This window comes from Polynucleobacter sp. UB-Siik-W21 (assembly GCF_018687415.1).
In the GTDB taxonomy this organism is placed as follows: Bacteria; Pseudomonadota; Gammaproteobacteria; order Burkholderiales; family Burkholderiaceae; genus Polynucleobacter.
The window spans coordinates 1,307,634-1,320,291 of sequence record NZ_CP061289.1; the positions used below are offsets into that span (position 1 = coordinate 1,307,634).

Genomic DNA, 12,658 nt, shown 5'->3' on the forward strand with positions numbered 1-12,658 from the left:
ATTCGCTTTCTTATTTTTTATGCAGAAACTTGAAGAACTCACCATTCGGCTCCACCACCATCACATCTTTCTTATCCTTGAAAGAGTTACGGTAGGCCTCCAAGCTCTGATAGAACTGCGCAAACTGTGGATCACGTCCAAATGCTTCGGCATAGAGTGAGGTGGCCTTAGCATCTCCCGCCCCTTTGATCTTTTGAGCATCACGATAGGCTTCAGCCAAAATCGTATCGCGTTGACGCTCTGCATTAGCGCGAATTTTGTCAGACTCTGCTGCACCAGTAGAGCGCAACTCATTGGCTACACGCTTACGCTCAGCCTCCATCCGGCGATAGACTGAATCACTAATCTCAGCCAAGAGGTCAACACGTTTTAAGCGGACATCCACAATTTCTACGCCAATATCAGATGCATCAACCGCGACCTTCTTGCGAATACCTTGCATCACTTCTTCACGCTGATCAGAAATCAATTCACGGACTGTGCGCTTGGTGAACTCTTCATTTAATGCGGATCGCACTAGTTGCGTTAAGCGATCTTGCGCCAGGCGCTCATCACCTTTGAAGCTAATGAAGAATTTACGAGGATCAACAATGCGCCACTTCACATAAGAATCTACGAGCAGATTTTTCTTCTCAGCAGTAATGAAGCGCTCTGCCTCTGGATTATCAATTGTTAAAATACGGCGGTCAAAGAAACGCACACTCTCAAATGGACCTGGATACTTCACCTGCAGACCCGGTTTCTCAATCACGCGCACGATCTGACCAAAAGAGAACACAACGGCGAACTTGCGTTGATCCACAACAAAGATACTGGAAGATAGTACATAGATGAGCGCAATAAATGCAACCGCAGCGACGATCAGACGATTAGCATTCATTAGCGGCTCTCCCGATCACGACTACGCAAGCCATCGCGCTTATCCGCTGACCTATCGTTACTAGAGCTTGGGCTTGCTCCGGGCGCCGCAGTAGTTGGCGCAGGATTATTAAGCCCTGTTGCTCCACCCACTGTGACAGAACCGGTTGGGGTACTGGTAGAAGTTGTGTTGCCTTGATTAACAGGAGCGCCAGTAGCTTGCGCGGTCTCTGCGCTGACCTGCGCAACAATCTTATCGAGCGGCAAATACAACAAACTATTGCTCTTGGTCGTATCAACCAAAATCTTAGTCACGTTGTTATACATTTCGCGCATCGTATCGATATACATGCGATCACGAGTCACTTGTGGCGCCTTTGAATATTCCACCAAGATTTGCTTAAAGCGAGTTGCATCACCCTCTGCAGTAGCTACTACACGAGCCTTATAGCCCTCTGCCTCTTGAATTAAGCGAGCTGCAGTACCCTTAGCGCGCGGGATGATGTCATTGGCATAAGCCTGGCCCTCACTCTTTAAGCGTTCTTGATCTTGACCAGCTTTCACCGCATCGTCAAATGCAGCTTGCACTTGTTCTGGTGGCTGTACGTTTTGTACCGTAACGCTCGTGACATAAATACCTGTCTTATAGCTATCCAATATCTTTTGAATCGAATTGGCAAGATCAATACCAATCTTCTCGCGCCCTTCGTACAAAACAGTATCCATCTTGCTACGAGCAACAATCTCGCGCACAGCTGTTTCAGCAGCTTGAATGACTGCAGCATCAGGATCACGATTGTTAAATAAATAATCAGTTGGGTCTTTTAAGCGGTATTGCACAGCGAAACGCACATCAATAATGTTTTCATCTTCAGTCAACATCGAAGAGTCTTTTTGATTAGTCGCTTTAATCAATACCGGACGGCCCACTTCAACGGAGCGCACGCCCGAGAGATTGACAGTTTCAGCAGACTGGAGTGGCCATGGGAAATGCCAATTAATACCAGGCTTAGCGGTGTAGTCGTATTTACCAAAACTCAGAACAACTCCCGCCTGACCTTCTTGGATAATGAAAAAACCACTGCACACCCAAAAGAAGAGGAAGATCGCCAGCGCTACTAGCGGACCACTCTTGGAGCTAAAGGGGTTTGTGAAATTAAAGTTTGGTCCAGCAGAACCACCACCGTTGCCACCACGCTGAGATGGCGGAGGAATATCGCCACTGTTGGGTTTTTTAGCGGAAGCGCCTGAATTCGTACCTGGCTTTTTCTTACCGCCAAAGATACCGGCAATCTTGTCATTGAAATCGCGCCACAACTCATCCAAATCTGGTGGACCATCTGGCTTGGTTGGCTGCTTATTTGGCTGACCTGTTGGTGGATTTTGATCAGGCTCTACTTTTGGAGCTTGCTCATTGCCCTGCCCTTCTTTGGCATCCTTGGAATCTTTGGATCCGTTGTTGTGGCTATTGCCCCAACCTGGATCATTGACCGAAAAAAGGTCTAAAAATTTACGCATCATTAGAAAAGTAGCTTCGGTTAGGAATCGGATTAAATTCGGATGACTCTGGTCGTTCAGGTAAAGGTGCTAAAAACTCGTCCGGGGCCAGTTGGGTCTTAGCACGGTTGTGTTCACTCCTCATTTTATCAGTCATTTGGGAGCATTCCGCCAAGGCTGACCTCATTAAATCAAGGCCTAAGCCTGTTTGGGCTGAGAGGAAAACTTCGCTCGGAAAACCTTGGTTATCGCGCTCTAAAACCGCCCCGCGGGTGAAGGTTTGAGGCATTAAATCGATCTTATTCATCACCTCAATGCGCGGGATGTCGTCAGCCCCGATTTCTTGTAAAACCGCCTCAACTTCCGCTTTTTGCTCCCTAGCAACTGGGCTGCAGGCGTCAATTACATGCAATATCAGGTCGGCATGGATCGTTTCATCCAGAGTAGCCCTAAAGGCCTCGACCAACTGGTGTGGCAAATCGCGGATAAATCCGACGGTATCTGACACCACAATTGAGCCTACCCCCTCTAAATGGACTCTTCTAGAAGTGGTATCTAAGGTGGCAAAGAGCTGATCAGCAGCATAAGTTCCCGCCTTGGTCAACGCATTGAACAGGGTTGATTTACCAGCATTGGTATACCCCACTAAGGAAACGGAGAACACATCCTGACGATTGCGCGCCCTTCTTTGGGTTCTTTGCTGACGCTGTAGTTTTTCTAATTCATTTTCAAGGCGCTTAGCTTTGGTCGCCAACATCCGGCGGTCTAACTCCATCTGGGTTTCACCCGGTCCACCACGGACACCAATACCACCCCGCTGACGCTCTAAGTGACTCCAAGCGCGCACGAGGCGAGACATGCGATAACGCACTTGCGCTAGTTCGACCTGGGTCTTACCGATGTGGCTTTGCGCGCGTTGACTAAAGATATCCAAAATCAAACCCGTGCGATCCATCACATGACGACCAATATGACGCTCTAAGTTCCGCTGCTGCGTCGGGGATAAAGGATGATTGAAGATAGCTAATTCAGCGTCATGCTCTTCCATCACGCGCTTTAACTCATTCGCCTTTCCAGAGCCAATGAATAAAGCGGGATCGGTTCTACCCTTTCGCGCAATGACGCTCGCTGCGGGAATAGAACCAGCGCTATCAGCCAAGAGGCTGAGTTCAGCCATACTGTCTGCAAAATCTTCGCGTCCGGTATCTACACCAACCAGAACGGCGCGCGCCGCATCTACACCAGTTTTATACAGAGCTAGCTTCTTCTACACGGAAATCAATCGCACGAGCAGGAACGATCGTGGAGATTGCATGTTTATAAACCATCTGCGTTACGGTATTGCGCAGAAGTACAACGTATTGATCGAATGACTCGATATTGCCTTGCAATTTAATACCATTCACAAGATAGATTGAAACAGGAATGTGCTCTTTACGTAGTGCATTTAAAAACGGATCCTGCAGTAATTGGATTTTGTTGGGGTTGTTATTACTCATACTGCTCCTTATTTATTTTTGACTTGCTTTATTTTGGGAGTCTTGCTTTTTGCTGATTATTTTTTTACTAAATACCTCTAAAACTGTTGTTACCTAGCTATCTATATTGGGCTTAATTACATAGAAATCAAGGCTTGATTACTTCCAAGATAAAAGCTTATCCCAAACTAGCGCTTTTTGCCCTTTTTACCTTTATCTGCATCGACGTAGGGGTTTTTGGCGGTATTCATCTGAATCCGTAAAGGCGTACCGCGCAGCTTAAAGACATCCCTAAAGCGACCCTCTAGATAGCGTTTATAGCTATCAGTCACGCCACTCAATGATGTTCCATGAATCACAACGATCGGAGGATTCATGCCCCCTTGGTGTGCATAACGCAATTTAGGGCGACCCATACCAACCCGTTTTGGCTGCTGGTGTTCCACTGCCTCTTGCAGAATGCGGGTCAAACGTGGGGTTGGCAATTTCGCCATGGCCGCTGCATAAGCAGCATCCACATCTTTAAAGAGCTCTTTTAAGCCAGTCCCTTTTCTCGCAGAAATCGGATGCACGTTAGCAAAGTCTAGAAAGCGCAACTTTTGCGCAATCTCTAAACGGGCACGTTCTTTGACGTATGAATCGATGCCATCCCACTTGTTGACGGCAACTACCAGTGCACGCCCTGCTTCCACAATAAATCCTGCGATATGCGCGTCTTGTTCAGAAATATCTTGCTGAGCATCGAGCATCAGAATTACCACATTGCAATCAGCAATCGCTTGCAAGGTTTTAACCACAGAGAACTTCTCAATCGCTTCAAAGACTTTTCCACGGCGACGCAAGCCTGCCGTATCCACCAAGATATACGGCTTGCCATTCCGCTCAAACGGAACTTCAATCGCATCACGGGTGGTTCCTGGCATATCGAATGCAATGACGCGCTCCTCACCGATCAATTTATTGATCAAGGTCGACTTACCCACATTAGGACGACCTACTACTGCAATCTTCATCGGACGATTTGGATCGCTCGCTAATTCTGCTTCGTCTGACTCAGCGATACCTAATGAATCAAGTGCATCGTCAATCAGGCCACGAACACCATCACCATGCGCAGAAGAGATCGGGAACGGCTCACCCAAACCAAGCTCATGAAAATCTGCAGTGACAACCCCTGCTTGCATACCTTCGGTTTTGTTCACAGCCAGAATGATGGGCCTACCAGTCTTACGTAAGAAGTCGGCAATCACGCGGTCTTGTGGCGCCATACCAAGGCGACCATCTACCAAGAAAATCACAATGTCAGATTCAGCGACCGCTTGTTTCGTTTGCTTGGCCATCTCGGCAACAATGCCGGTCTTTGCAACCGGCTCAAAACCACCGGTATCCACGCAAATAAATGCACGCTCGCCAATACGGCCTTTGCCATAGTGACGATCTCTCGTTAAACCAGAAAAGTCTGCAACTAAGGCATCACGTGAACGCGTTAAGCGATTAAAAAGTGTCGACTTCCCAACATTGGGGCGACCGACAATAGTGATGACTGGATTCATTTTGGACTGTACGCTGCAATTTTTCCACCCTGAGATTGAATCAAGATGAGGCCACCCACGGCAATAGGGGCGGCTGAGATTGGACTACTATCGTGACGAATACGTGCGACCATCTCGCCATTCGCCTGAGAAAATGCATGCACATAACCTTGCGCGTCACCCATAAGTAATACTCTACCCACTGCTAAAGGCTCACCGACATCACGGAAAGTCAGCTGGGTGTTTTCCCAAGCCTGAGTACCGTCCTTAGTGACAAAAGCAGTGACATACGATTTTTCATTGGCAGAGAAGACTAATTCAGTACCTTGAGCAGTGCCGGTATAGCTCGAGTAATCCTTAAACCACAAGAGATTGCCAGTGCGGGCTTGACCACAACCAATGCGGCCTTGGTAGGAGACAGCGCAAATAATATCGCCTTGCATGCTCGGCTTGGCAGTCACATCATTCAAACGCTCGATCTCAGAGAAGCCTTTTGGAAAGGACACTGGGGTTTCCCAAACTAAACCGCCGTTAGCCATTGCAATCATGCCAAAGCGTCCACCAGCAAAACCGGTCACGATCACTTCATTATTGATTGGCAACATGCCATAGCCAACACGCAAGGACAATGCTGATTGTTGGCGTTGATAGATCCACTTACGCACGCCAGTTTGGGTATCCAAACCAATAAAGCGGTTGTCCAGCGCACGAATGACTACCACGCCACCGGCAACTACCGGCTCACTCAATACTTCGCTACCGACATTGACATTCCATAAAGGCTTACCGCTATCATCATAGGCATACACATTACCCTTAATACTCACAGCAACGGTAACGCGGCCATCTGAACCAGGGCCAATCGCCAAACGTTCAGGAACCGATGCTTCCCAGACTTTGTTGCCGGTTGCCAAATCAATTTTGGCTAGGTTGCCACGATGTGAGGCTGCATAGACTGCATCACCCGCCACGACCGGATGAAAGTTAAAGGTTTCTGATGAGCCAACGCTCGTAGACCAAACCGGCTGCAAATCGAATTGGTTGGTAACTGACACCAGTTCTGCAGGCTTGCGCACACGAGAACTACCTGAGCACGCGACCAAAGCAGTGGCAACCACCCCAATCAGCAGGGCGCTGCTAATGAGTTTTCCTGCACGCTTCACTGAAACCTTCATTGCGACCATCACTGAGCAACTCCTCCAACAGCATCTAACTTCACCTTCAGGAGGCGACGCGCCTCTTCAGGAAATTCTTTTGCTTGATCTAATGCTTTCCAAGCATCTTGATAACAGGCTTTTGCTTCCGCATTTTTCTTCTGCGCCAAATACCAATCACCCCGTCGCTCAAGCCATAGGGCTTCAAAACCAGCTACCGGCTTATCTTTGAGTATTTGATCGGCTTCAGCAAAATCCTTTTCACTACCTTGCTCAATCAATTGCGATACCAAACGCAACTTAGCTAAAGCGAGATAGCCATCATTAGAAGCATTCTTAGCAGCCCAGCGTAAATAATCTAGTGCTTTAGCATTGTCACCAGCATCCGCTGCGATGCGCGCCGCAATTAAACTCGACATCGGTGCATAAGGGGTGCGAGCATAGTCTTTTTGCAAATCATCCGCAGCACGCAAGGTTTGATCTTTATCGCCCTTAGTAATCGCGCCCACCATGGTCTCGTATAACTTCGAAGCTTCGAGAGCCTGACTATTACGCCACCACTGATATCCGCTATAGGCGGCATAAGCAAATAAAGCCGCAGTCACCACACCCGTTATCAGGTTGCGATACTTTTGCCAAAATGCTTTGAGTTGGTCTAACTGTTCTTGTTCTTCTAGATCTAAAGGCATGTCAATCCGAGCTGATTTCGTGGTTAATTTCGTTCTTCATTTCTTAATGAATGTAATGACTACTAAGCCATTCTATTCGGAGGCGCCTACCAGAGCGTCAATTACTGCTTCCAGTACACCTTCTAGGGGAATAGACTGCTGTTCACCTGTGCCCCGTAAGTCTTTGAGTTGCGCCTCATTTTTGGCTAATTCATCAGGGCCGATAATGACGGCAAAGGCAGCACCACTGGCGTCAGCCTTCTTCATTTGAGACTTAAAGCTGGCAGACTGACCATCTGGAGGACAGAAAAGGATAGCGTCAATACCAGCGCTCCGTAAACGCTCGGCAATGATCATGGCGGTAGTTAAAGTCTCGCCACCTTGATGTAAAACAAAGACATCGCATTGGGCTTGGGCTTCAGGCAAGGAGCCAGACACCTTCATCAATTCCAGAACACGCTCCATACCCATAGCCCATCCACAAGCTGGCGCTGCTTTACCACCCATGCGCTCGATCAAAGGATCATAACGACCACCACCCGCAATCGTACCCTGCGCGCCTAACTCATCGGTAATCCACTCAAATACGGTGAGGTTGTAGTAATCCAAGCCACGTACTAGACGCGGATTAATATTGCAAGGGATATTGTTCGCCTTAATTAAGGCTTGCACTGCATTGAAATGCGCCAGCGATGCCTCACCCAAGAAATCCAATAACTTGGGGGCACCTTCAATCAAGGCTTGCATCTCTGGATTTTTAGAATCCAAAATACGCAAAGGGTTGGTGAGTAAACGACGCTGTGAATCTTCATCTAACTGAGATTGATTTTTCTCAAAGTAAGTCACCAAGGCGGCACGATGCTCAGCGCGCTCATTGGCTTGACCTAAAGAGTTAATCTCCAGGCGAACACCCTTCAGACCTAACTCATCCCACAGACGTTGCCCCATGAGAATGATTTCAGCATCGATATCGGGACCAGCAAAGCCCAGCGCCTCAATCCCAAACTGGTGGAACTGACGATAGCGACCACGCTGTGGACGCTCATGACGGAACATCGGGCCGGTATACCAAAGACGCTTAGGTCCTTCGTAGAGCAAATTATTTTCAATCACCGAGCGCACAAGTGCAGCAGTACCTTCAGGACGCAAAGTGAGTTGCTCACCATTGAGACGATCCTCAAAGGAATACATTTCTTTTTCAACGATGTCGGTCACTTCACCAATACCTCGCTGAAATACCGCAGTCGCCTCCACAATTGGCGTTCTCAAAAACTCATAACCATAGGCGCGCGTTAAATCACGCAAGACGTGCTCAAGATGAGCCCACGGCGCAGCATCAGCTGGCAGCAAATCATTCATGCCACGGACGCCATTCATCTTCTGAACTTTGGTTTGCGCTGCTTGGGCTTTTGCGTCTTTACTTTGGTCAGTCATTCTTCTTATTCTTCTACTTATTTAGCTTGATTAATTCTTGGTAGCGTAGTTTTGTTTGACATAGTCGTCGACGATGACCTGAAAATCTTGGGCAATATTTTCGCCACGCAAGGTCTTGACTTTAACGCCATCCACAAACACCGGAGCTGCTGGCGTTTCGCCTGTTCCCGGTAAGGAGATCCCAATATTGGCATGTTTGCTCTCTCCTGGGCCATTCACGATGCAACCCATCACTGCCACATTCATATTCTCCACGCCAGGGTGAGATTTCTTCCAAATTGGCATCTGTTGGCGCAAATAGGATTGAATATCGGCGGCCAACTCTTGGAAAGTCGTACTCGTGGTTCTACCGCAACCAGGACAAGCAATCACCATGGGTGTGAAATTACGCAAGCCCATGGTTTGCAAAATCTCTTGTGCAACGATCACTTCGTTTTCACGAGGAGCACCAGGATCAGGTGTTAATGAAACCCGAATCGTATCGCCAATACCCTCTTGCAACAAAATGCCCATTGCTGCGGTTGAGGACACAATGCCTTTACTGCCCATGCCCGCTTCAGTTAACCCTAAGTGCAATGGGTAATCAGAGCGACGTGCAAGATCACGATATACCGCCACCAAGTCTTGCACATTACTCACTTTGCATGACAACAAAATTTGATTAGGGTTCATGCCAAGCTCAACGGCTTTTTCTGCAGACTGCAAAGCAGATTGAATCAAGGCTTCAATCATCACCTCTTGCGCTGTCTTCGGGTTGGCTAAGGCCGCATTGCTATCCATGATGGAAGCCAATAGGTCTTGATCCAAACTCCCCCAGTTCACACCAATCCGAATGGGCTTATCGTATTTACACGCTGCTTCAATCATTTGCGCAAACTGTGGGTCACGCTTTGCGCCCTTACCCACATTACCTGGATTAATGCGGTACTTCGAGAGCGCTTTAGCGCACTCTGGGTAATCATTCAATAAAGTATGGCCGTTGTAATGAAAGTCGCCAATCAATGGCACTAAGACATCCATCTTGTCCAACTGCTCCCGAATATAAGGAACTGCTGCTGCAGCCTCCGGCGTGTTCACCGTGATACGCACCATCTCCGAACCAGCACGTGCTAACTCTTTCACCTGAATCGCTGTACCCACTGCATCAGCCGTATCCGTATTGGTCATCGATTGCACGCGCACTGGCGCATCACCACCGACAGTAATGATGTTGGTTTTCCAAGCAACGCTTGCTTGACGGGTTGCCCGTTTAGGCGCTGGACCTAAAGGTAAATTCGGTAGTGGTGACAAAGAACTATCAGAACTCATGAGGATCCAATCTTTAATTTAACTTTTTAAGCCATTCTATTGGCTGCGTATTGGAGTACGCAACGGGCTCTTCATCAGACTCTAATTCAGTAAGCTCAATCTCAGTCTTATGCACAGCCCGTTCGCGCACTCGTGTGCGGTCGACTACATCACCGGCTAGCTGACCACAGGCGGCAGCAATGTCATCACCCCGAGTCTTGCGGACTGTTGCCACCATACCCGCATCTAACAGAATGCTAGCAAAGGCATTCACGCGCTGAGCCGAGGAGCGCTTGAGACCAGACTCTGGAAATGGATTGAATGGAATCAGATTAATTTTGCACTTGATGTTTTTGAGTAAACGCACTAATTCTTTTGCCTGGATGTCAGAATCATTTACACCATCGAGCATGCAGTATTCAAAGGTCAGGAAATCCCTGGGCGCAAATGGTAAGTAACGCTCACAAGCATCAAGTAACTCGCGTAAGGGATATTTTTGGTTAAGCGGCACCAATTGATCACGTAAGGCATCGTTCGGCGCATGCAATGACACTGCTAATGCCACTGGACAATCTTGTGCCAAACGATCAATCATGGGCACAACGCCTGAGGTCGACACGGTAACGCGACGACGCGATAAGCCATATGCTCTGTCATCGAGCATTAAACGCAGTGCAGAGACTACATTGTCATAGTTCAGCAATGGCTCGCCCATACCCATCATCACTACATTAGAGATCACACGACCCGTGTGTTCCCAACCCGGGGTTGGATATTTTTCAATTCTGCGCACAGCCTCTGGATCATTGCGCAAGAGATGCTCAGCAAACCAAAGTTGGCCAATGATTTCACCGGAAGTCAGATTGCGAGAAAAGCCTTGACGTCCAGTGGAGCAAAAGCGGCAGTTGACTGCACAACCTGCCTGAGAAGAGATGCACAGCGTGCCGCGATCATCTTCAGGAATAAAAACAGACTCGACCGCATTACCCGCACCCACATCTAACAGCCACTTACGGGTGCCATCGTGCGCGTGCTCATCTTTAATCACGGGAAGCGAGAGGACTTGGGCTTTATCGAGCAATGTCGCTCTAAAGCTTTTTGCTAAATCACTCATGTCATTGATGTCGGATATACCGCGTTGGTGAATCCACTGCATGAGTTGCTTCGCCCGAAAGGGCTTTTCATTTAACCCCGCGACATACGCTGCCATTTGGTCAGCGTCAAAATCTAAGAGATTTACGCGCGGGGAGGTCAATGCGCCTACTTATGAATCAATAGGTGTTAATTAACGATTGAAAACATTCATGCCTGGGAAGAAGAATGCAACTTCCACAGCAGCTGTTTCAGGAGCGTCAGAACCATGAACAGCGTTGGCATCGATGCTGTCAGCAAAGTCAGCACGGATAGTGCCTTTGTCTGCTTTCTTTGGATCAGTGGCACCCATCAAATCACGATTCTTTGCAATCGCGCCTTCGCCTTGCAATACCTGAATCATGACTGGACCAGAAATCATGAAGCTCACCAAATCTTTGAAAAAAGGACGATCTTTGTGAACGCCGTAGAACTGCTCAGCTTCGGTTTGTGACAAATGCGCCATTCTGGAAGCAACGATCTTCAAACCAGCGGATTCGAAACGGTCATAGATTTTGCCGATGACGTTTTTAGCGACAGCATCAGGTTTGATAATAGAAAGGGTGCGTTCAATTGCCATTCAAGACTCCAGTAGTAATTTCAAAGGTATTTTGTTGGGTAGGGCTGATTTAGGCTTAAATTCCACTTAAACAGCTTCTCTACCTCAACGACCCCCGAATTATACATTGCCTGACCGTATTTACCCCTATATCTGTAGGGCTAAGCCCTTGAATTTACAAGACATAAGCCCTTAATTAGTAGGTCTTTTCCTGGGGGGCTTGAAATTGGGGCATTTTGTCTATACTTACTGTCAACAGCCCTTGATGGGCTCTTGTTACAACTATGAAAATGAAGGAGTCAATATGAGTGATCTGAACTCTTACGGCTTTGGCCAGACCGGCTCAATTAGCAACGTCCAGATACGCAACCGCGTGCTGCGCAATACCTATGCCCTGTTGGCCCTGTCCATGGTTCCAACTGTGATTGGTGCATGGCTAGGCGTAGCGATGGGTCTTAACCTATTCTCTGACAGCCCTTTCTTAGGTTTTATCGTATTCATGGCGGTGGCTTTTGGATTCTTCTGGGCCATTGAGAAGAATAAAGAAACTGGCGTGGGCGTACTCCTACTCCTAGGCTTTACCTTCTTCATGGGCATCATGATGTCCCGCCTGATTGGCTTCACCCTCAATAGCTACAGCAACGGTGCGACCCTCATCATGTTGTCCTTTGGCGGTACAGCAGCTATCTTCGCCACTATGGCAACTATTGCTACTGTGAGCAAGAGTGATTTTGCTGGCATGGGCAAATGGTTAATGGTGGGTGTATTGCTCTTGATCGTGGCTTCACTCGCTAACATCTGGTTGCAATTGCCTGCTTTGATGTTGACTGTGATGGTGCTGGCTATCGCAATCTTCTCCGCCTTCATCCTCGTTGACGTACAGCGAGTAATTAACGGCGGTGAGACTAACTACATCATGGCTACCTTGGCTATTTATTTAGATGTGTACAACGTCTTTACCAACTTGCTAGCCCTCTTGGGTATTGTTGGTGGCGATCGCGACTAAAAACTTTAGTGTGATGTCCTCTTAAGGCGCCTGCGGGCGCCTTTTTTAATCACT

12 protein-coding genes are annotated in these 12,658 nt (G+C 48.0%); 1 reads left to right on the forward strand and 11 read right to left on the reverse strand.

Annotated features, from left to right (window positions below):
* Window positions 1-10: 10 nt before the first annotated feature.
* The 11 genes from hflC to ndk all read right to left on the reverse strand — a co-directional run bounded on the left by hflC (window position 11) and on the right by ndk (window position 11,619).
* Complete coding sequence (gene hflC, locus C2756_RS06805) at window positions 11-880, reverse strand: protease modulator HflC (protein WP_215318225.1); 870 nt, start codon at window positions 878-880, stop codon at window positions 11-13.
* Complete coding sequence (hflK, locus tag C2756_RS06810; RefSeq protein ID WP_215318226.1) at window positions 880-2,379, reverse strand: FtsH protease activity modulator HflK; 1,500 nt, start codon at window positions 2,377-2,379, stop codon at window positions 880-882. The genes hflC and hflK overlap by 1 nt, the downstream gene beginning before the upstream one ends.
* A complete protein-coding gene (hflX, locus tag C2756_RS06815) occupies window positions 2,369-3,610 on the reverse strand; it encodes a GTPase HflX (RefSeq protein WP_255534188.1) in 1,242 nt (413 codons plus the stop codon). The genes hflK and hflX overlap by 11 nt, the downstream gene beginning before the upstream one ends.
* Window positions 3,603-3,854 (reverse strand): RNA chaperone Hfq, encoded by a 252-nt coding sequence (gene hfq, locus C2756_RS06820; RefSeq protein WP_215294932.1) that lies wholly within the window; start codon window positions 3,852-3,854, stop codon window positions 3,603-3,605. Before hfq ends, hflX begins: the two co-directional genes overlap by 8 nt.
* Window positions 3,855-4,021: 167 nt before the next feature.
* Window positions 4,022-5,386, reverse strand: a complete 1,365-nt coding sequence (der, locus tag C2756_RS06825) for a ribosome biogenesis GTPase Der (RefSeq protein ID WP_215318227.1) — start codon at window positions 5,384-5,386, stop codon at window positions 4,022-4,024.
* Entirely contained in the window at window positions 5,383-6,549 is a 1,167-nt protein-coding gene (bamB, locus tag C2756_RS06830) for an outer membrane protein assembly factor BamB (protein ID WP_251372167.1), read from the reverse strand. The genes der and bamB overlap by 4 nt, the downstream gene beginning before the upstream one ends.
* Window positions 6,549-7,208, reverse strand: coding sequence for a tetratricopeptide repeat protein (locus tag C2756_RS06835; RefSeq protein WP_215318228.1), 660 nt, complete (start codon window positions 7,206-7,208; stop codon window positions 6,549-6,551). Before C2756_RS06835 ends, bamB begins: the two co-directional genes overlap by 1 nt.
* A gap of 72 nt (window positions 7,209-7,280) precedes the next feature.
* Window positions 7,281-8,621, reverse strand: coding sequence for a histidine--tRNA ligase (gene hisS, locus C2756_RS06840; RefSeq protein ID WP_215318229.1), 1,341 nt, complete (start codon window positions 8,619-8,621; stop codon window positions 7,281-7,283).
* A 30-nt stretch (window positions 8,622-8,651) separates the two neighbouring features.
* Window positions 8,652-9,929, reverse strand: a complete 1,278-nt coding sequence (gene ispG / locus C2756_RS06845; protein WP_215294939.1) for a flavodoxin-dependent (E)-4-hydroxy-3-methylbut-2-enyl-diphosphate synthase — start codon at window positions 9,927-9,929, stop codon at window positions 8,652-8,654.
* 13 nt (window positions 9,930-9,942) lie between these two features.
* Window positions 9,943-11,118: a 23S rRNA (adenine(2503)-C(2))-methyltransferase RlmN gene (gene rlmN / locus C2756_RS06850; protein WP_251372169.1), complete on the reverse strand. Its 1,176-nt coding sequence runs from the start codon at window positions 11,116-11,118 to the stop codon at window positions 9,943-9,945.
* Window positions 11,119-11,193: 75 nt separating this feature from the next.
* On the reverse strand, window positions 11,194-11,619 hold the full coding sequence (ndk, locus tag C2756_RS06855; protein WP_215294943.1) for a nucleoside-diphosphate kinase: 426 nt from the start codon (window positions 11,617-11,619) through the stop codon (window positions 11,194-11,196).
* Between the two features lie 283 nt (window positions 11,620-11,902).
* Here ndk and C2756_RS06860 point away from each other — a divergent pair, with 283 nt between their 5' ends.
* Window positions 11,903-12,604: a Bax inhibitor-1 family protein gene (locus tag C2756_RS06860; protein WP_215294945.1), complete on the forward strand. Its 702-nt coding sequence runs from the start codon at window positions 11,903-11,905 to the stop codon at window positions 12,602-12,604.
* The last annotated feature ends 54 nt before the right edge of the window (window positions 12,605-12,658 follow it).

Excerpts from the sequence above, each read along its gene's own strand:
- bamB (WP_251372167.1), bottom strand. The coding sequence starts at position 6,549 with ATGGTCGCAATGAAGGTTTCAGTGAAGCGTGCAGGAAAACTCATTAGC.
- der (WP_215318227.1), bottom strand. The coding sequence starts at position 5,386 with ATGAATCCAGTCATCACTATTGTCGGTCGCCCCAATGTTGGGAAGTCG.
- hisS (WP_215318229.1), bottom strand. The coding sequence starts at position 8,621 with ATGACTGACCAAAGTAAAGACGCAAAAGCCCAAGCAGCGCAAACCAAA.
- rlmN (WP_251372169.1), bottom strand. The coding sequence starts at position 11,118 with ATGGCAGCGTATGTCGCGGGGTTAAATGAAAAGCCCTTTCGGGCGAAG.
- C2756_RS06860 (WP_215294945.1), top strand. The coding sequence starts at position 11,903 with ATGAGTGATCTGAACTCTTACGGCTTTGGCCAGACCGGCTCAATTAGC.
- ndk (WP_215294943.1), bottom strand. The coding sequence starts at position 11,619 with ATGGCAATTGAACGCACCCTTTCTATTATCAAACCTGATGCTGTCGCT.
- C2756_RS06835 (WP_215318228.1), bottom strand. The coding sequence starts at position 7,208 with ATGCCTTTAGATCTAGAAGAACAAGAACAGTTAGACCAACTCAAAGCA.
- hfq (WP_215294932.1), bottom strand. The coding sequence starts at position 3,854 with ATGAGTAATAACAACCCCAACAAAATCCAATTACTGCAGGATCCGTTT.
- hflK (WP_215318226.1), bottom strand. The coding sequence starts at position 2,379 with ATGATGCGTAAATTTTTAGACCTTTTTTCGGTCAATGATCCAGGTTGG.
- ispG (WP_215294939.1), bottom strand. The coding sequence starts at position 9,929 with ATGAGTTCTGATAGTTCTTTGTCACCACTACCGAATTTACCTTTAGGT.
- hflC (WP_215318225.1), bottom strand. The coding sequence starts at position 880 with ATGAATGCTAATCGTCTGATCGTCGCTGCGGTTGCATTTATTGCGCTC.